This is a genomic window from Streptomyces sp. NRRL S-646 (assembly GCF_000720765.1).
Taxonomy (GTDB): Bacteria; Actinomycetota; Actinomycetes; order Streptomycetales; family Streptomycetaceae; genus Streptomyces.
The window spans coordinates 12,214-30,468 of record NZ_JODC01000002.1; the positions used below are offsets into that span (position 1 = coordinate 12,214).

Consider the following 18,255-nt stretch of genomic DNA (forward strand, 5'->3'; position numbering starts at 1 on the left):
TGGGTACGGGGGTCAACGGATCGAGGCATCGGCAGGGAGGACGTCATCCATCCCGTACGCCGATGGAGCCGCCGCGCGGTGGGGCCGCACATCGTTGCAGGCAGCGGGGGCGGCCCGATGATGGCAGGCATCGCGAACGGCCATTTCCGCCGTCCCTGCGTGGTGCCTAGCGTCGAAGGCGACCCCACCCGTACGAGGAGAGCCGCCTGTGCCCGATCCACTCACCCACACCGGACCCTTCGCGCTCGGCACGTTCCGCAACAGTGCGGGCGCCTTCCCCGGCCTTGTCAGCGGGGCGCGCGTTCGCGACCTGTCCGACCTGGTGCCGTCCGTACGCGCCCTCGTCGAGGACTGGGACAACTGGCTGCCCCGCCTGGACGAACTCGCCCGGTCCGCCGACGGTCCCTGGCACCCCCTGACCGCCCTGCACGTGCTGCCCCCGATCGAGCCGGGCCAGATCCTGCAGAGCGGCGCCAACTACCGCAAGCACGTGGTGGACCTGGTCGCCGCGGAGAAGGAGAGCGTGCACGGCGCCACGCCCAAGGAGGCCCGCGCGGATGCCGAAAGCATGATGGACGAGCGGATCCGCAGCGGTGTGCCCTACGTCTTCCTCGGTTCGCCGCGTGCCATGTGCGGGCCGTACGACGACATCGTGCTGCCGGCGCACGGCGAGCAGCACGACTGGGAGCTGGAGCTCGCCCTGGTCATCGGCAGGCCGGGCAGGAACATCGCCGTCGAGGACGCGATGTCGTACGTCGCCGCCTACACCATCTGCAACGACCTCACCACCCGTGACCGCCTCTACCGGCCCGACCTGAAGGCCATCGGCACCGACTGGTTCACCGCCAAGAACGCCGACACCTTCCTGCCGACCGGGCCCTTCCTCGTCCCGGCCGCCTTCGTCGGTGACCCGAACGACCTGCGGATCACCCTGCGGCACAACGGCGTCGTCCGTCAGGACGAGTCCACCAAGGACATGATCTTCGACATCCCGCAGCTCATCGCGTACGTCTCCACGACCACCACCCTGCGCCCCGGTGACCTCCTGCTCACCGGCTCACCGGCCGGCAACGGCGCGCACTGGGGCGTCTTCCTCAAGCCCGGCGACGTCGTGGAGTCCGAGATCACGGGCCTGGGCGTGCAGCGCAACACCGTCAGGAGCGGACAGTGACCTTCCAACCCATCACCCATCTGCGCCATGTCGACCTGGCCGTACCGGACTTCGAGACCCAGCGCGCCTTCTACGGCACCACCTGGGGCCTGACCGAGGTCGCCGGCGACAGCGGTCTCGCGTTCTTCGCCGCCGAGGGCAGCCCCGAGCAGTACGTCGTCCGCATCCGCAAGGACGAGCGGAAGCGGATGGATCTGGTGGCCTTCGGGGCTGTCTCGCCGGAGGCCGTGGACGAACTGGCGGTACGGCTCGGGCGTGCGGGCGTCCAGCTCGTGCATGAGCCGCGAGCCTTGGACACACCGGGCGGCGGCTACGGCATCCGCTTCTTCGACCCGGACGGCCGCGTCGTCGAGGTCTCCGCGGATGTCGCCGTCCGCGATCACCGGAAGATCGAGGAACGTGAAGCGATTCCGGTCCGCCTCTCGCACTGCGTCGTCAACTCCCAGGATCCCGAGGGGCTGCGGGACTTCTACATCGAGCACCTCGGTTTCCGGCTCACCGACACCCTGTACTCCACGCACATGGGCGACCTCATGTACTTCCTGCGGTGCAGCCCCCTGCACCACTCCTTCGCCATCGCCCGTGGGCCTCATGTCTCCCTGCACCACGCGTCGTTCGAGATGCGAGGGGTGGAGGAGTACATGCGCGGCACCGGGCGGGCCCTGCGCGCCGGGACGCGCCTGACCTGGGGGCCGGGCCGGCACCTCGCGGGCGACAACACCTTCTCCTACTTCCACGACCCGCACGGCAACACCGTGGAGTACACCACCGAGCTCGCCGTCCTCGAAGAGGACCTGTGGCACCCGGGCCGGCACGACGTCGACGACCCGGTCACCCAGGACCAGTGGGGCACCGCCGACCCGATGAGCGAGTCGGTCGCCAAGGAGCAGTTCAACGACCCCGACGTGCTCTTCGAAGCACCGCCCGTGTGATCCGACTCTTCTCAGAAAGGCCGCAGTTGTGGCAGAGATCCTGAAGCACGCCGTCCCCAAGGCCGAGGTGACCGCCTCCCTCGGGCAGGTCCGCGAGACCGTTGCCGGCGTCATCGCGGACATCCGCGAGCGCGGCGACAAGGCCGTGCGTGAGTACTCCGAGAAGTTCGACAAGTGGAGCCCCGGCTCCTTCCGGCTGAGCGAGGAGGAGGTCGAGAAGATCGTCGCGTCGGTGCCGCAGCAGGTCATCGACGACATCAGCTTCGTCCAGGAGCAGGTTCGCACCTTCGCCCGCCACCAGCTGGACTCGCTGCGGGAGTTCGAGGTGGAGACCCTGCCCGGCGTCTGGCTCGGCCAGAAGCACATCCCCGTGCAGGCCGCGGGCGCCTACGTCCCCGGTGGCCGCTACCCGCTCACCGCCTCCGCCCACATGACCATCGTCACCGCCAAGGTGGCCGGCGTGCCCCGGGTCGTCGCCTGTACGCCCCCGATCCGCGGCGAGATCCCGGCCGCCACCGTCGCCGCCATGCACCTGGCCGGCGCGGACGAGATCTGGCTGCTGGGCGGCGTCCAAGCGGTGGCCGCGATGGCCGTCGGCACGGACACCATGGAGCCGGTCAACCTGATCGCCGGCCCCGGCAACGCGTATGTCGCCGAAGCCAAGCGGCAGCTGTTCGGCGAGATCGGCATCGACCTGTTCGCCGGTCCCACCGAGATCCTGGTGCTGGCAGACGAGCACGCCGACCCCTTCGTATGCGCCGTTGACCTGCTCTCCCAGGCCGAACACGGCCCGGACTCGCCCGCCGTGCTCATCACGACATCCCGCGAGGTCGCCGAACGGACCATCGCCGAGGTGGAGCGGCTGCTGCCGACCATGCCCACCCGGGACTTCGCCGAGCCCGCCTGGCGGGATCACGGCCAGGTGCACGTCGTCGACTCGGTCGACGAACTGTACGCGCTCGCCGACGAGTTCGCGTTCGAGCACGTGGAGGTACTCACCGCCGAGCCGAGGCTCGCGCTGGAGCGCATGACGCAGTACGGTGCTCTGTTCCTCGGCGAGGGCACATGCGTGTCTTTCGGCGACAAGGTGATCGGTACCAACCACGTCCTGCCGACGCGTGGCGCGGCCCGCTACACCGGCGGACTGTGGGTCGGTAAGTACCTGAAGACCGTCACGTACCAGGAGGTCACCAACACCGACGCGCAGACCCTGCTCGGCCGGCTGTGCGGGCGGGCCGCGCGGGTGGAGCTGTTCGAGGGGCACGCGCGCTCCGGTGACGTCCGGGCCGCGAAGGCGGCGGGCGACGAGCTTGCCTGGAACACGGCATGAGTCTCGACGGCCGTACGGCGCTGGTCACAGGTGGCGGAGGGCCGCTGGGGCGGGCCTTCGCACTCGCCCTGGCGGCGGCCGGGGCCCGGGTGGTCCTCGTCGGCCGCACCGAGCAGGCACTCGCGGAGGCAGCGGCTCGGGCGGAGAAGGAAGGCGGTCAGGCTCGTACGGCCGTGTGCGACATCTCCGACCCTGATTCGGTGCGTGCGCTCGCGGCCGAGCTCGCCGACGAGGACGTGTCGTTGCTCGTCAACAACGCGGGTGTGGCCGGCCCGGTGCGTCCCCTCGTCGACATCGAACCGGACGAGTGGGACGACGTGTTCGCCGCCAACGTCCGCGGCGTCTATCTGATGTGCCGGGCCTTCCTGCCGCCCATGCTGGCAGCGGGTCGCGGTGACATCGTCAACGTGGCCTCCGTGAGCGGCAAACGCCCTCTGCTGAACCGCACCCCGTACACAGCCTCCAAGATGGCGCTGCTGGGTCTGACCCGGACGCTGGCGGGAGAGGTCGGGCCGCAGGGCGTCGCCGTCAACTCCCTCTCGCCCGGGCCGGTCCGGGGCCCCCGAATGGACCGCAACTTCCGGCTGACGGCCGAATTGACGGGCGGCACCGTCGAGGAAGCCGAGCGGGACTTCGCCTCACGGGCAGCGCTGGGCCGGCTGGTCGAGGAGGACGAGGTCGCCCAGGCCCTGATAGCCATGCTGGCCATGCCGGGGCTGTGCGGAGCCGACATCGACCTGTCGGCAGGGATGATCGCACCGGCCTAGCCGGAGATGGCACGTCATGTCTCCGGCCGCCAGACGTATGTGTGCCGGTCACGCGGCACCCCGTGATCGAGGCAAGCGCAGGACCTCCTCACACCACTTGCCCGACGCAGACCCTCCTCTCCACACCCACCTGTTCGAAGGACTCAATGATGCGTCTCTACACCTCAGCCGCGAACCGGCTCAGCAGGCTCAACGATCCGCTGATGGTCGTCGTGCGGACGACGATCGGCTGGCTGATGATCCTGCACAGCCTCTTCAAGATCAACGTTCTCGGTCTCGACAACTTCGAGAACTTCCTCCTGCGACCGACCGGTCTGCCCTTCACCTCGGTGCTGCGCTGGCTGGTGCCGTCCATGGAACTCGCCTGCGGTGGCCTGCTCGTGCTCGGACTGCTGACCCGTGTCGCCGCGGCGCTCCTCAGCCTGGAAATGCTGGGCACCGCGGTCCTGGTCAAGCTCGACGCCCTCCACCTGGGTGTTCTCGGTCCGAAGGGCTCGGGCGGAGCGGAGGTGGACATCCTCATGCTCGCCGCGCTTCTTGCGGTACTGGTGCTTGGACCGGGCGCCCTGTCGCTCGACTCCCTGCTGGGGCTCGATCGCAAGGAAGAAGCCGTGCAGTCACAGCCGTCTCAGCCCCTGCAGATCGGGACCAGCGGTGAGGGTCTGACGCGAGAGCCGTTGCCGGCGGACTAGAGCTTCAAGCGGATCTTGCCCAGAGCGGGAACTACGCGAGGGTGACCGCCGCTTCATAAGAGGCGGCGGTTGGCTTTGTAGGTGAGTTCTGGCAGCGTTTGTCGATCAGGATCGGCAGCCCCCGCTGCATCGGGGTGACTGTGTTCGCGAGTTTTGACAGCGGTCTTCCTCTTGCGGTGGCAGCGTGGATGCGCCAACCGCATTCAGGGGACGACGATGGCGTCGGACTCCTCGGGATCCCGAACACATCGATCAGGTGCGCAAGCCGCCACGCGATCGTAGTCACAGGCTCGCGATCGTGCGGCGGCTCGGCATAGTCCATGGTGAACTCACCCGTCCCGAGCGAGATCGGCGCCGACCTGCTACCCCGGCGGCTGAAGAGTTCACTCTGCGTGGGCCCGCTACGGCGATGGGCGCCAGCCCTGTGGTCGGCGCCCACCCGGAACCGGGTCCGGTCAGAACTTGCCGGGAGTCAATCCGAGGGTGTTGGTCGGGTCGGCCGGGTCCGGACCGACGACCTGGCCGACGTAGAGCTGCACCTGCGAGCGGAACCGCTCCACCGCGTTCCGGTCGCTCATGAACGCCTGAAACCCGGCCACATGGGTCTGGTGATACGTGGCCAGCGGCCGCAGCCCGGCCGGTGGGGCGACGTCCTTGCGCACCGACCAGGTCCACGGAGCGATCAGCTGTTGCTGGGCCGTCCGCGACGTCAGCCAGCTCAGGAACAGCTTCGCGGCGGCCTTGTGCGGAGCGTTCTTGAAGATCGCACCGTGCTGCACCCAGCTGTTGAACGGGTCGTTCGCCGGGAAGATCATGGTCGCGTTCGGCGTCGGATCGCCCGCCGTGCCGAGCGTCGCCAGGTAGTCCCCGGCCGCCACGGGTGCGGCCGAGAACGGCGTGCCGCGCACGAACGCGGGCTTCTGTGCGACCAGGGAACGCAGCCAGGTCCAACCGTACTTGTCGACGGTCAGCTTGAAGTCGTAAAGGACGGCGTCGTCATCGTTCGGGTACGTGAAGATCAGCTTCTTCTTGAACTCCGGCTTCAGTAGATCGGCCGCGGTGAACGCCGACGGATCCGACCCGGCCGCCTTGGTGTTCACCATGTCGGCGAAAGCGCCGTAGAACACGCCGGTCCAGTAGCCCTGCGAGTCCTTGGCGTTGTCGAAGACCTCGTCGGAGCCGATGGGCCGGTACTTCAGCAACTGGCCGGCGCTCTTCCAGCGGTCGAAGTCCTGCACGGTCTGCAGCACGGCCACGTCAGCCACTTGGTCGTGGGTGGCGATCTGGTTGTCGATCCGAGCGTCGTGGACCTTGCTCAGATCGGTGACCAGATGGATTTTGACGCCGGGGAACTGCGCGGCGAACGCCTTGGCGATGAAATCCCACTGTCCCGGCTTGTCGCCGCCCATGTAGACGGTCACTTCGCCGCCATCGGCCTCAGCCTGGCGGTAGAGCGCCTGCAACTTTGCCTGCTCGCCCGACGCGCCGGCCGTTGCCTTCGTGCTCGCATCGGCGGCGGCGTAGCTCGCGCCTGCCCCCATCGCCACGACGGCCGCCGCCAGCGCGGTCCCGGCCTTCCTGGTGAACCTCATGACATCTCCCAAGAGTTTGAGCTCTCAAACGTCCGGGTCGACGATAGCCCAATCTGTTTGAGAGTACAAACCTTCGGATATGCTGGTGTGATGAGCGACACCCCCTGGCTCTCCGAAGAGGAGATGCGCGCCTGGCTGGCATACATCGACCTCTCAACGCTGCTGGGCGACTACCTGGAGCGGCAGCTGCAACGGGCCGCCGGCCTGTCACACGCGACGTACAACCTGCTCAGCCGGTTGTCCGTGGCCCCCGACCGGTCGCTGCGGATGAGCGAGCTCGCCGAGCACCTGAAGGTCACCCGCAGCCGGCTCTCGCACGCGCTGTCGGCGCTGGAAAAACGCGGCTGGGCGAGACGCACCGACGACCCGACGGACCAGCGCGGCCAACTCGCAGTGCTCACCGACGAAGGCTTCGCCGTCCTCGCCGCCGCAGCACCCGGTCACGTCGCGGCGGCGCGCCGGGCGATGTTCGACCACCTCACGCCTGACCAGGTCCGCCAGTTCACAGAGATCGGCGAGGCCATCATCAAGGGTCTCACCCACGAGGACGACTATCAGGCTGAGCTCCCTTGGCGGCGCAGATAGCGCGCACCGGTCTGCCGACTGGGAGAAGGCGATCCTGGAGCGCTCACATGCCGCTGCCGTCCGACGTCGGCGCTGCGCTGGCCGACTGGCTGCGCCACGGTCGTCGTCTTCGACCTGCCGAGAGGTGTTCACTTGCATCCTGGGTCCGGTGGCGCCGATTAACCTCGCGCTTTCACACGGTGGGGTGTCCGATGCTTGATCAAATAAGCGGAGAGTGCTTCTGACCTGCAACGATGGGACTTGTCGAGGGTCCTGTTGGCTGCACGGAAAGAAGCACTCTCCAGGTGAAGAAGCGTATCGGGTCGTACCCGCGTGTCCGCATCGAGGGTGGCGGCCGGGCGGTGGTCTCGCAGGCCGGGGGTGTGCTGCTGGTCGAGACCGTCCGCAAGGCCGGCTTGGACACCGCGATATCAGCGGCGCTGACGCCGTGGCGGAAGGCTCGGGCGGTGCACGATCCGGGCAAGATCCTGCTGGACGTGGCTCTGGCAGTCGCGCTGGGCGGGGACTGCCTCGCCGATGTCGCCATGCTGGGGGCCGAGTCGGCCGTGTTCGGGCCGGTGGCCTCCGACCCGACGGTCTCCCGCCTCATCGACACCCTCGCCGCGGCCGGCCCGAAGGATCCGGGCCGCGCGGGCTGAAGCCCGCCAACATCTCTGGCGATTGGCCGGCCTGGAAGCGCCTGATGCGGTCGGAACGGTGACCGTGGACCTTGATGGGGTGCTGGTGACCGCGCACTCGGACAAGGAGGACGCCGCACCCACGTGGAAGCGAACCTACGGCCACCACCCGCTGATGGGATTCGTCGACCACGGCCCGGGCGGCACGGGTGAACCGGTCGCGGCCCTGCTCAGACCAGGCAACGCGGGATCGAACACGGCGGCCGACCACATCACCGCCACCCTACTGGCCTTGGCCCAACTGCCGAAGAAATACCGACGCGGGCGCCGGACCTTGATCCGCACCGACTCCGCGGGCGGCACCCACGATTTCGTCGCCTGGCTCGCCCGGCGGGGGCGGTGGCTGTCCTACTCGGTCGGCATGGTGATCACCGAGGCGATCCATCAACATGTGCTGAAGGTTCCGGCATCGGCCTGGACGGCGGCCGTCGAGGCGGACGGTGAGATCCGCGACGGTGCCTGGGTCGCCGAACTCACCGGTGACGTCCTGACCGGCTGGCCCAAGGGTCTGCGGCTGATCGTCAGGAAGGAACGGCCGCACCCCGGGGCCCAGTTGCGGCTCACGGATGCGGACGGCATGCGGCTGACCTGCTTCGCCACCAACACCTTGGGCCGGCCGATCGCCGAACTCGAGCTCCGTCACCGGCTGCGGGCCCGGGCCGAGGACCGCATCCGCGCCGCCCGGGCCACCGGTCTGCGCAACTTGCCCCTGCACCGCACGGCCCAGAACCGGATCTGGCTGGAGATCGTGCAGATCGCTCTCGACCTGCTGGCCTGGATGCCGATGCTTGCCCTGACCGGCAAGGCCAGGCTCTGGGAGCCCCGCCGTCTGCGGCTCCGCCTGTTCACCACGGCCGGACAGCTCGTGACCACCGGCCGTCGGCGAATCCTCCGCCTGGCCCGGCACTGGCACTGGACCGGTCACATCACCGCAGCCCTCGAGCGGCTCATCCAACTGCCCAACCCTGGCTGATCAGCGGATTCCCCGTCCCTTCGACAGCACCCCAACACCCGGAGCAGTGGAATCCGCCGCCACCCCGAGGCGACACTCGGGCTCTCAGCCTGCACAACCTCAGCCCACGGCACGAAAACGGTCCACCAACTCCGCCGGCGGACCGTCACGAAACTTCGAGGCTAGCACCCGAATGAGTGAGTGTCCTGAGCTGCAATTCTCAGCGCGGCGCCATAAGTGGCCCTGATATGCAGTCAGCTCTGAGAATATGGCGCCATTTGTAGGTTCTCAATCTTCGTGTCGTACGCCGACGCTTTGGCCTGCGTGTTCTATCGGTGTCTCACGCCGTGTCCTACGTCTTGGTCTCACGGGCGTGGCCGAATCCTCTGGCCACCCCCTGGCATGTCCGGCGTCGAACAGGGCTTCCATGTTCAGTGGCCACACGGGGGCGGCCGTCCGCGCTCCGGGCGCTGTGCCTCGGTCGGGCATCCTCCCGATCCTGGTCGTCATCCCAGTCCTCTGTTCGTACGCGCTGAGTGGCGTCCTTCGTGATCGGCGTCGCGGTCTGTGCTCGGCCTTCGCTCGGTCCCGTCTACCTCCTGCACACCGGCGGATCCGCCTAACGGCCCCTCACGTACCGACGGCGCCGGGCGCCTCTTCTTGTTTCTTCTCACTGCCAGAGCGGGTAAGTCTTTCAGGGGCGCTTGGCGCCCCGCCTGCGGACCAAGTGCGGATGGAATCCGTCCGTTTCTGGTGAATTTCAATGATCACTTTCCCAGGCTTCATCCCTCTCGGAAAGGGGGCTCCCGTGCCGGTTCCCCATGTCCCGGTTTTTTACATGCCTTACCCGCCAGAGCCGCCGAACCCCTTTCTGGAAGAAGCAAGGCAGTCACTGCAGGAATGGCTGCGCCACCACCAGCTGGTGACGACGCACGAAGCGTGGGCTCAGGTGGAACGGACCCGCCCCGATCTGATGGCTGCCCGGTACTACCCAAAAGCTGATTGTGAGGCTCTTGTACGCCATATGCGGTGGTTGGCATGGGGGTTCGTAGTCGACGACGAATTCGACGACGGCTCCGCTGGCCGCGACCCGCAGCAGTGCCAGGCAGTGATCAGGGAGCTGTCCGACGCGGTCGCTGGTGGACCTGCGCGGGAACCTTACGCGCGTGCACTGGTGGACCTGTGGCAGGCAACGGTGCGGGATCGGTCTAGGGAATGGAACCGTATCCATCTCCATGATTTCTGCACGGTTCTGTGGACCTACCACACCGAAACCATCGGAAGAGTGACCGGGACGCAGTTCACCAGCCTGGCGGAGTACATTCCGTTCCGGTGTCAGTCGGTTGCGATTCTCTTCTACGGCGCCGATCACGCCGAGGCCGCCTTGGGTATCGACCTGCCTGACTTTGTCCGACACCTGCCTGCTCTGGGAGCGATCCGGCGTCTGGTCTGTGAGCACATCGGCCTGCTCAATGACATCTTCTCCGTAGCCAAGGACCGTGCCTTGAACAACAGCAACGCGGTCGACATCGTCATGGCCGAGCGAGACTGTGACCAGGCCACGGCCCTTGACCATCTCAACGCTCTATTGACGCAGAAGATCAACGACATTGCTGACCACGAAGCGGTGTTGGCCGACCAACTCGTCGCTGCCGGCGCCGATGACCCGACCCAGGAGCAGGTCGGGGCCTGTGTGGCGGCCTACAAAGCGCTGACCCGCGGCAACCACGACTGGCACTTTGAAGTCGGCCGCTACACGGCGCCGGAAGCGATCCACAATGGCATCCCGCTCTACACGCAGGACCTGTTCGCCCGCCCGTCTGTCCCGGATCGATAACACCGCCAGGGTCAAGCCCTGCTAGCCCAATCCCGCAACGCGACCAGGTGACCCGACGACCCGTGTGTCCTGTCGAGGCGGAGTTGGCAGGTCGCAGTTCGCTGTCCTGCGGAGGTGTCAACGGGATTTAGAACACCGGCAGCCCTTGTTGATGGCCGCGACCCGCAAGTCTCAGCTCCGTGTCGGATCCGAAAATGATCCGACAACGATCGTGAGATTCCGACACGAAATCTGAGATCCCACATCGGCGCGAGTCGTAGATGTTCGTGTCCTTCGACAGCGAAGTTAGTCGTGTGCAGCCCGCTGACCTGAGCCGACTGGGTTGGATGTCAACGAGTCTGCTCGTGCTGACGCCGTTCGGCATCGCCAACTTCAAGATGATCCCGATCCGGCTTCTCCCACTCGGCCGCGCGATCGTGCCCACTGATCAGCCTTTTCGCGACCCGCTGAACCGGAAAGGGCGGGTGCTCGGAGCACCCGCCCTGGTACAGCAGGCCCTGCCGCCCCGTGCTCTGCGTGCCTCAGGCGATGAGTTTGGCCACGACTCCGGCGCCGACGGTCCTGCCGCCCTCACGGACGGCGAAGCGCAGGCCCTCCTCCATGGCGATGGGGTGGATCAGTGTCACTTTCATTTTGATGTTGTCCCCGGGCGCGACCATTTCGACGCCTTCGGGTAGTTCGATGGTCCCGGTGACGTCGGTGGTACGGAAGTAGAACTGGGGGCAGTATCCCTTGAAGAAGGGGGTGTGCCGCCCTCCTTCGTCCTTGCTCAGGATGTAGACCTCCGACTCGAACTGGGTGTGCGGCTTGATTGAGCCGGGCTTCGCGAGGACCTGTCCTCGTTCGATCTCTTCACGTTTGATGCCACGCAGGAGCACGCCGACGTTCTCGCCAGCTCGACCCTCGTCGAGCAGTTTGCGGAACATCTCGACGCCGGTGCAGGTGCTCTTCGCAGTTTCCGTGATGCCGACGATCTCGACCTCTTCGCCGACCTTGATGACGCCGCGCTCGACTCGGCCGGTGACGACGGTGCCGCGCCCGGGGATGCTGAGGACGCCCTCGATGGGCAGTAGGAACGGTTTGTCGATGGCGCGCTCGGGCTCGGGGATGTAGGTGTCCAGGTAGTCCGCCAGTTCGATGATCTTTGTCTCCCACTCGGCGTCGCCCTCCAGCGCTTTGAGGGCGGAGCCGCGCACGATGGGGGTGTTGTCGCCGGGGAAGTCGTACTGGGTGAGCAGCTCACGGACCTCCATCTCAACCAGTTCGAGCAGCTCCTCGTCGTCGACCATGTCGCACTTGTTGAGGAAGACGACGATGTACGGCACGCCGACCTGGCGGGCGAGCAGGATGTGCTCGCGGGTCTGGGGCATTGGGCCATCGGTTGCGGCGACGACGAGGATGGCTCCGTCCATCTGCGCCGCGCCCGTGATCATGTTCTTGACGTAGTCGGCGTGGCCGGGGCAGTCAACGTGCGCGTAGTGCCGGGGCGGGGTGTCGTACTCGACGTGGCTGGTGTTGATGGTGATCCCGCGCGTCTTCTCCTCCGGGGCGTTGTCGATCTGGTCGAAGGCGCGCGCCGATCCGCCGTACGTCTTCGCGAGCACCGTGGTGATGGCAGCGGTCAGGGTCGTCTTGCCGTGGTCGACGTGGCCGACCGTGCCGACGTTCACGTGCGGCTTGGTGCGCTCGAACTTCTCCTTGGACACAGGGTTCCTCTCACACGTCCGGTGAGCTCGCGCCACGCGCTCTGACCGAAGGCAGGCCAGGTTGCACGGCGGAGTCCTTTGTTCGTCGTGCCAGGGCAGCCAGAACGGCTGGGAGGCCATCCGTATTACGGCGGGATCGAAGTCCATGAGCACGAGGCGGTCCCGCTCCAGCCACGACTCGAATCCGACGTGCTGCCCAGTCGTCGCCCAGTACCCCCCCCCGGGAAATGGCGCCCACCCCACGACCACCGAAACGGCCGCACCGGAACCGCGTCCTCGAACCTGGCCGTCGCACAGTTCAGCAACGGACGCCGCCGCCGAGGCTCGCGTACGCCTTCCACACACGACAACTCAACGTACGGAACGGCGCTGTCCACTCCCGCCTGTACCGACATACGACACCCCCAGCGTGCTCACCTCCCACGACTAGATTCACTGTCAGAGAAGCCGAAACGGCTGGGTTCGCTGTCAAACGCCTCGAATGGATGACAAAGGACAGTTCGCCGGGGGCAGACGGGAAAGATCGCGAAATGACTGATGGAAGCCGCCAGGGGCATGTCAACGTAGACGACCTTCCCTGAAACACCAGGTCAGAGAGGTGATGCCTATGACTGTGGACGCGTCCGCACCCGGATTCTCCACCACCACCGAGGCCTTGCGCTTGCGTTCGTGGCAGCTGGGGCCCGGTCAGCCGACGATGGTCACCGACCTGTTCGAGGCGGAGTTCTTCAACCTTGTCGTGGACGACCGGGCCGACGTCCACGTCAGCAGCAAGGATGGCCGGTTCTACGTTGGATGGTTCCCCCTGGGGCGCCCCGGCACCGATGGCGACGGCTGGGTGCTCGCCGTCACCGGCACCGCCAAGGTCCCCGGCTACCGGATCCGCTTCGACACTGAGACGCCGGCCGAGATCGTCGCGGCCACGGTCCGGTGCGTGCTGGCCGCATCCCGGCCTGTGTGAACCGACCGCAGACCCTGCGCGGCTCGGAGTCGCTGCTCACATGCGGCACGTACCCTGCCCTCGGCCCCTGGTGGGGCGCCCGTTACTGCAAGGAGAACGTCTTGGCCCCGGAGCTGACCGTCGGCGAGCTGCTGGACCGTCTGTCCGCCAGTGACCGCGATGTGGTGGTCCGTCTGTGGATCAATCCCTTCGCCCGCACGGCGCGCCGCCTGGGCGGCGTGGTCCCCACCCGTGACGACGCCGACCGGCCGGTGGTGTTCATCGCCGAAGCCAAGGACGTCGAGACGCTCGGAGCGCTGCCCGAGCCGACCGTCGGCGACTTGCTCGACGAGCTGTCGGCCTGTGACCGCGCTGCCGTCGTGCAGCTCGCAATCAACCCCGACTTCCCGATGGCCCACCGTGCGGGCACTGTTGTCGCTGCCCGCGACGAAAAGGGTCGTCCCGTGCTGTTCCTCACCGAGCCGGACGAGGCCGAGCAGTTCGGCCCCCTCCTGCCCCATGTCGCGGTCGCGTTGACCTGGCACTAACCGACCGAGGCCCCGCCGCGCCGACGGCGCGGCACCCGCCCCAGCGGCGGGCAGTGACCCCACCCCCGAGCCCACGGAGGCGCCCCTGCACCCGCACCATCCCTCTGCCTCCTCCTACCCCCTCCAGGGGACGCGTCGGATTCCGCACCGCGGGCCAGGCCCTGTGCGATGGCGCGGGCGATGGGCTGGCCGGTGTGGGATTCGAAGTAGCTGAACGCGGGGCTCGTGTTGACCTCGAGGCAGTAGGTCCCGCCGTCGTCCGCCAGCAGCAGGTCGATGCCAGCGAGGTTCAGACCCAGCCGGGAGACCAGGGACAGGCAGCGTTCGGCGAGTTCGTCGGGCAGCTGCCATGCGGTGAGTTCCGCCCGCCCGCCATCGGTGTGGGCGTAGCGGTAGTCCACCCGGTCGGTTTCGATGCGGCCGGCGAACACCTCTCCGGCCACGGCGTGCACACGGACGTTGACGCCGGGAACGTAGCGTTGGAACTGCACAGGGCAACCGGCGATAAGGGGCAGCCGGTCGATCGCCGCGTCGTCGAGGAGACGGACGATGGACCGCGCGGAGCTGATCGACTTGTAGATCAGCCGGCCGTGTCGGGCCCGGAAGTCGTGGACGAGGTCCGGGTCGTTGGTGACGAGCGTCTCCGGGACCTGGAAGCCGGCCCGGGCGATCAGGTGGGCCTGATAGGGCTTGGACTGATTGGACGCCGAAGCGGCGGCCCGGTTCATTGCCAGAGGCGCATTCGCTCACGGCAGACGAGAAATAGGACGACAGGACTGGATACCTCCGCCGGGACTATGTCAACGTACAACGTCCCGGAAAAACACCAGGTCAGACGGCGGGGCTACTCGGCAGGGTGACGGAAAACTCTGCAACCCAACCGCGTGAGGTTCCCGCGCTGGCATGGTCCGAACTTGGGAGGCATATCTGCCTGAATCCGCTATCCGATCCGCCCGCTTCACTTCACCCGCACTCTTTGCCCTCGGCGGATTGAACACCTGGGTCGGCCAAGCGGCGGGTGACTACCTTGCCGTATCCACCGGGCTCAGCGTCTGTGTCTGCGCGGCCGGCCTGTTCGGCGAGGACCTCTTGCAACGGGGCTATCGCGGCGACCGTGCTGTCCTCGCGTATGTCGCGGCGCATCCCGGTGCCACAACACCGCAAGTGGCACAGGCCATCAGGATTCCCGAGGGTCTCGCTGCGCGAAGTCTCAACTGGCTCACGGATGACGGCCTACTGGCGGTCGCCTCGGACGACGAGACCCCAGATTTGCGCTCGTATCAGTTGGCTTCCTGAAGGCAGTCGGCCCGGGGCGTCATCTGAGGCAACGCGCAACATAGCCGACGATCGCCGGTTAGCCAAACCGGCGATCGTCAAGACCATTGAGGTGTTCGCATTCGGCTGCGCTTGGCGGTGGAGCTGTGGCGAACGCAGGCAGCTTCGTGCAGTTGAGAGGAGGCACGGAGTAGTTCTGCCACGGCAGTCCTGCCGTGGGCAGCACGGATCGTCGGCAGGCGATCGTTCCGCCCACCCCGGCCCGCTCCTTTCCTTAACTCACAGAGACTCCCTATGCCTATACAACCGTCGCTTGCTCCTTCAGCCGCTCTCGTTCCCGAGGGTGGTGCCCGCGCCGCATTCCTTATTGTGAAGGACGCCGCTCAGTACCTCGGTCTCTCACCGCACACGCTGTACGTCTGGCGGCACCGCCGGCAGGGGCCGCCGAGTTTCCGCATGGGTCCTCGCGGTCGCGTCATGTACCGGCGGGAAGCCCTCGATGCCTGGATCCGTGAACAAGAGCAGGCCGACTCCCGCTCCAACACAGCCCTGAGCCCACTGAGTGTCGTTCCACAGCGTCGCTCCGTTCGCATGCCCGGTACCTGACATGCCAGGTGCAACGCTGCCCCAGTTCCCCCTGTGACAAGGAGGCTTACCTGCCCGGCTACATAGAAGACCGCTGGCTCAAGAAGAAGAAGGATCCCGTAACCGGGAAGCGGGAAAAAACTGCTCGCTATGGCACGGGGAAGCGATACCGGGTTGCTGGCATACCCGGGGTCCGGGACCGTTCCTTCGACACTCTGGAGGACGCCAAGGCGTGGCTTCGTCGTGCCGCCACGGACGAGGAGCGGGGCGAGTTCGTGGACCCGCGCGATGGATCCATCACGTTGGCCGACTACATTGCGATGCACTGGGCGCCGGGCAGAGGTGGAGTTCCGAAGACCCAGGACAATCGAGAGCGGAGAGTGCGCCTTCACATCGTTCCGCACTTGGGTGATCTCCCCCTCAGGAACATCGCGGCGGCGGATCTGCGCGTGTATATAGCCAAGTTGGAGTCAACCGTCTCCTCGGTTGACTACCAGCGTGGCATCCTCTCCGAGCTGTCCTCCATTCTGGAGGCGGCTGTCGACGACAAGAGGCTCGCCAGGAACCCCATGCAGGCGAAGTCCGTGCGATGGCCCAAGGCGCCGCAAGAGCGACGCGACGCCTGGCCGTTGGAGACGGCGCTGCGAGTCCGTGACGTCATCAGCCCACGAAACCGTATAGCCGTCGTAGTCGGCCTGGGATGCGGGCTCCGTCAGGGCGAGGTGTTCGGGCTGAGCCCGGAGGACATCGACTACGCGCGAGGCGTCCTGCATGTCCGGCGCCAAATCCAGGCGATCCGTGGAAGGCTGTACTTCGCCCTGCCGAAGGGGAAGAAGACGCGCACCGTCGACATGCCCTCTTCGGTAGCCGATGAGCTGAAGCAGCACATCGAAGCGTTTCCGCCGGTGGAAGTGGAGCTCCCGTGGGGGAAGCCGGAGGGGCAGGAGAGAAGGTTCTCCCTACTGCTCAGCACACGACTCGGCAACGCCGTCGCGGTGAACACGTGGAACACCTACACCTGGAAGCCCGCGTTGGCTGAGGTCGGCATCATCCCGCCGCGCGCCGAGGGAGCGAAACCCTGGCAGTGGGCGGCGGCCCCGAAGGACGGCTTCCACGTGCTGCGGCACACCTATGCCTCGACCATGCTGGAAGCCGGAGAGTCTGTCGTGACCTTGGCGCGGTGGCTCGGGCACTCCTCGCCCGCAATCACCCTCGGTTACTATGCTCACTTCATGCCGGAGGCCGGAAGTAAGGGGCGCAGCGCCATCGACGGACTGCTTGGGGAACGGGGAGATCGGCATGCCGGTCGAAACTCCCCAGATTCTCCCCAGGCCCGTTGAGGGCAGATTCCCGCTGCTTCATTCCTCAAGAGCCGGTCGTGGATTGCAAGGCTGAATAGATGGGTGACCTGGGAAAGTGTTGAGAGAGGTCATCGCGACCCGCTACATCACGCCCCTGCGGGAGGGTGGATCGCTGCCCGCACTCGTCGAGGCCGACGACTTCGGGACCTACGTCCTGAAGTTCACCGGCGCGGGACAGGGCCGCAAGACACTGGTCGCCGAGGTCGTCTGCGGCGAACTCGCCCGCCGGCTCGGCCTGCGGGTGCCGCGGCTCGTGACGGTCGGCCTCGACCCGGTGCTGGGGCTCGGCGAGCCGGAGCAGCAGGTGCAGGATCTGCTGCGCTCCAGTGGCGGCACCAACCTCGGCATGGACTTCCTCTCCGGCGCCCTCGGCTTCGACCCGCTCGCCTTCGCGGTGAGCGCCGAGGAGGCCGGCCGGATCGTCTGGTTCGACGCCCTGGTCAACAACGTCGACCGCTCCTGGCGCAACCCCAACCTGCTGATGTGGCACGGCGACCTGTGGCTCATCGACCACGGCGCCACCATGATCTGGCACCACAACTGGCCCGGCGCCGACGCCTCCGCGGGCCGTTCCTACGACGCCTCGGATCACGCCCTGGCCCGCTTCGCCCCCGATCTCGCGGGCGCCGCCGCCGAGTTGGCGCCCCGCGTCACCGAGGAACTCCTCGCCGAGGTCACCGCCGAGATCCCGGACGCCTGGCTGGCCGGCGAACCCGGCTTCGACACACCCGACGACCTTCGGCACGCCTACGCGCGCGTGCTGCTCGCCCGCGCCGCCGACGTCCACGCGCGCGTGACCGGAATCGAGGAGGGCAAGTGAGCGAGCGCCACATCCACATGGCGGGCAGTGTCGTCGAACGCCACATCATCAGGGGCAGCGAGGCGAACGAGCGGGACGTCTACGAGTACGCGCTCCTGCGCGTCGTGCCCCGCGTCGAGCGCGGCGAGTGCATCAACGCCGGTGTGCTCGTCTACTGCCGCGCGAAGGCCTACGTCGGCGCCCGCACCCACCTCGACGAGGCGAGGCTGCTGGCCCTCGACCCGGACGCGGACGTGGCCGGCATCCGGGCCGCCCTCGGGGCCGTCGAGCGCGTGTGCGGCGGCGGGGACGCGGCGGGGCAGGCCGCGGGCGACGACGCCGGACGGCGCTTCCGGTGGCTGATTGCGCCGCGTTCCACGGTCGTCCAGCCCGGTCCGGTGCACACTGGGCTCACCGCCGATCCGGCGGCCGAGACGGAGCGCCTGCTCGACCTGCTGGTGAGGTAATGGATCACACCCGCGCCGCGTGCCGTTGACACCGAGTGC

The 18,255-nt window shown here is 67.2% G+C and carries 17 protein-coding genes and 1 pseudogene; 15 read left to right on the forward strand and 3 right to left on the reverse strand.

The genetic code is table 11. From position 1 onward, the window contains the following. The first annotated feature begins 208 nt into the window (after positions 1 to 208). From IH68_RS0102605 to IH68_RS51625, 5 genes are all read left to right on the forward strand, one after another. Complete coding sequence (locus IH68_RS0102605; RefSeq protein WP_030927631.1) at positions 209 to 1,171, forward strand: fumarylacetoacetate hydrolase family protein; 963 nt, start codon at positions 209 to 211, stop codon at positions 1,169 to 1,171. Then, on the forward strand, positions 1,168 to 2,103 hold the full coding sequence (locus tag IH68_RS0102610; RefSeq protein WP_007385609.1) for a VOC family protein: 936 nt from the start codon (positions 1,168 to 1,170) through the stop codon (positions 2,101 to 2,103). Before IH68_RS0102605 ends, IH68_RS0102610 begins: the two co-directional genes overlap by 4 nt. Positions 2,104 to 2,131: 28 nt before the next feature. Further along, on the forward strand, positions 2,132 to 3,433 hold the full coding sequence (gene hisD / locus IH68_RS0102615; protein ID WP_030927637.1) for a histidinol dehydrogenase: 1,302 nt from the start codon (positions 2,132 to 2,134) through the stop codon (positions 3,431 to 3,433). After that, a complete protein-coding gene (locus tag IH68_RS0102620; RefSeq protein WP_030927640.1) occupies positions 3,430 to 4,200 on the forward strand; it encodes an SDR family NAD(P)-dependent oxidoreductase in 771 nt (256 codons plus the stop codon). Before hisD ends, IH68_RS0102620 begins: the two co-directional genes overlap by 4 nt. Before the next feature lie 146 nt (positions 4,201 to 4,346). After that, positions 4,347 to 4,892: a DoxX family protein gene (locus IH68_RS51625; protein ID WP_078912282.1), complete on the forward strand. Its 546-nt coding sequence runs from the start codon at positions 4,347 to 4,349 to the stop codon at positions 4,890 to 4,892. A gap of 455 nt (positions 4,893 to 5,347) precedes the next feature. Here IH68_RS51625 and IH68_RS0102630 read toward each other — a convergent pair whose 3' ends face one another. Continuing rightward, a complete protein-coding gene (locus IH68_RS0102630) occupies positions 5,348 to 6,484 on the reverse strand; it encodes an ABC transporter substrate-binding protein (RefSeq protein ID WP_030927646.1) in 1,137 nt (378 codons plus the stop codon). Between the two features lie 90 nt (positions 6,485 to 6,574). Here IH68_RS0102630 and IH68_RS0102635 point away from each other — a divergent pair, with 90 nt between their 5' ends. The 3 genes and pseudogenes from IH68_RS0102635 to IH68_RS0102645 all read left to right on the forward strand — a co-directional run bounded on the left by IH68_RS0102635 (position 6,575) and on the right by IH68_RS0102645 (position 10,535). Next, on the forward strand, positions 6,575 to 7,069 hold the full coding sequence (locus tag IH68_RS0102635) for a MarR family winged helix-turn-helix transcriptional regulator (protein ID WP_030927649.1): 495 nt from the start codon (positions 6,575 to 6,577) through the stop codon (positions 7,067 to 7,069). Between the two features lie 284 nt (positions 7,070 to 7,353). Then, positions 7,354 to 8,719: pseudogene (locus tag IH68_RS49495) on the forward strand (IS1380 family transposase). 787 nt (positions 8,720 to 9,506) lie between these two features. Beyond that, a complete protein-coding gene (locus IH68_RS0102645; protein WP_159403632.1) occupies positions 9,507 to 10,535 on the forward strand; it encodes a terpene synthase family protein in 1,029 nt (342 codons plus the stop codon). A 521-nt stretch (positions 10,536 to 11,056) separates the two neighbouring features. Here the strand turns inward: IH68_RS0102645 and tuf are convergent. After that, on the reverse strand, positions 11,057 to 12,241 hold the full coding sequence (gene tuf, locus IH68_RS0102650; RefSeq protein ID WP_030927655.1) for an elongation factor Tu: 1,185 nt from the start codon (positions 12,239 to 12,241) through the stop codon (positions 11,057 to 11,059). A 607-nt stretch (positions 12,242 to 12,848) separates the two neighbouring features. On the opposite strand from tuf, the gene IH68_RS0102655 reads away from it, so the two are divergent. Beyond that, positions 12,849 to 13,202, forward strand: coding sequence for a DUF317 domain-containing protein (locus tag IH68_RS0102655; protein WP_030927660.1), 354 nt, complete (start codon positions 12,849 to 12,851; stop codon positions 13,200 to 13,202). Next, positions 13,199 to 13,729, forward strand: a complete 531-nt coding sequence (locus IH68_RS59665) for a hypothetical protein (RefSeq protein WP_420718967.1) — start codon at positions 13,199 to 13,201, stop codon at positions 13,727 to 13,729. Before IH68_RS0102655 ends, IH68_RS59665 begins: the two co-directional genes overlap by 4 nt. Here IH68_RS59665 and IH68_RS0102670 read toward each other — a convergent pair. After that, positions 13,726 to 14,457: an ATP-grasp domain-containing protein gene (locus IH68_RS0102670; RefSeq protein WP_078912283.1), complete on the reverse strand. Its 732-nt coding sequence runs from the start codon at positions 14,455 to 14,457 to the stop codon at positions 13,726 to 13,728. The genes IH68_RS59665 and IH68_RS0102670 overlap by 4 nt on opposite strands. Before the next feature lie 262 nt (positions 14,458 to 14,719). Here IH68_RS0102670 and IH68_RS52620 point away from each other — a divergent pair, with 262 nt between their 5' ends. The 5 genes from IH68_RS52620 to IH68_RS0102685 all read left to right on the forward strand — a co-directional run bounded on the left by IH68_RS52620 (position 14,720) and on the right by IH68_RS0102685 (position 18,216). Then, positions 14,720 to 15,025 carry a MarR family transcriptional regulator gene (locus IH68_RS52620; protein WP_234341166.1) on the forward strand — a complete coding sequence of 102 codons (306 nt, stop codon included), beginning with the start codon at positions 14,720 to 14,722 and terminating at the stop codon, positions 15,023 to 15,025. Between the two features lie 273 nt (positions 15,026 to 15,298). Beyond that, positions 15,299 to 15,610, forward strand: a complete 312-nt coding sequence (locus IH68_RS52625) for a helix-turn-helix transcriptional regulator (RefSeq protein WP_078912285.1) — start codon at positions 15,299 to 15,301, stop codon at positions 15,608 to 15,610. Between the two features lie 161 nt (positions 15,611 to 15,771). Continuing rightward, entirely contained in the window at positions 15,772 to 16,929 is a 1,158-nt protein-coding gene (locus tag IH68_RS0102675; RefSeq protein WP_420718972.1) for a tyrosine-type recombinase/integrase, read from the forward strand. Positions 16,930 to 17,005: 76 nt separating this feature from the next. After that, positions 17,006 to 17,770, forward strand: a complete 765-nt coding sequence (locus tag IH68_RS0102680; RefSeq protein WP_030927670.1) for a HipA family kinase — start codon at positions 17,006 to 17,008, stop codon at positions 17,768 to 17,770. Then, positions 17,767 to 18,216, forward strand: coding sequence for a DUF3037 domain-containing protein (locus IH68_RS0102685; RefSeq protein WP_037884501.1), 450 nt, complete (start codon positions 17,767 to 17,769; stop codon positions 18,214 to 18,216). The genes IH68_RS0102680 and IH68_RS0102685 overlap by 4 nt, the downstream gene beginning before the upstream one ends. Positions 18,217 to 18,255 lie beyond the last annotated feature (39 nt).

Excerpts from the sequence above, each read along its gene's own strand:
- IH68_RS0102620 (WP_030927640.1), top strand. The coding sequence starts at position 3,430 with ATGAGTCTCGACGGCCGTACGGCGCTGGTCACAGGTGGCGGAGGGCCG.
- IH68_RS51625 (WP_078912282.1), top strand. The coding sequence starts at position 4,347 with ATGATGCGTCTCTACACCTCAGCCGCGAACCGGCTCAGCAGGCTCAAC.
- IH68_RS0102655 (WP_030927660.1), top strand. The coding sequence starts at position 12,849 with ATGACTGTGGACGCGTCCGCACCCGGATTCTCCACCACCACCGAGGCC.
- IH68_RS0102630 (WP_030927646.1), bottom strand. The coding sequence starts at position 6,484 with ATGAGGTTCACCAGGAAGGCCGGGACCGCGCTGGCGGCGGCCGTCGTG.
- IH68_RS52625 (WP_078912285.1), top strand. The coding sequence starts at position 15,299 with ATGCCTATACAACCGTCGCTTGCTCCTTCAGCCGCTCTCGTTCCCGAG.
- IH68_RS0102635 (WP_030927649.1), top strand. The coding sequence starts at position 6,575 with ATGAGCGACACCCCCTGGCTCTCCGAAGAGGAGATGCGCGCCTGGCTG.
- IH68_RS0102670 (WP_078912283.1), bottom strand. The coding sequence starts at position 14,457 with ATGAACCGGGCCGCCGCTTCGGCGTCCAATCAGTCCAAGCCCTATCAG.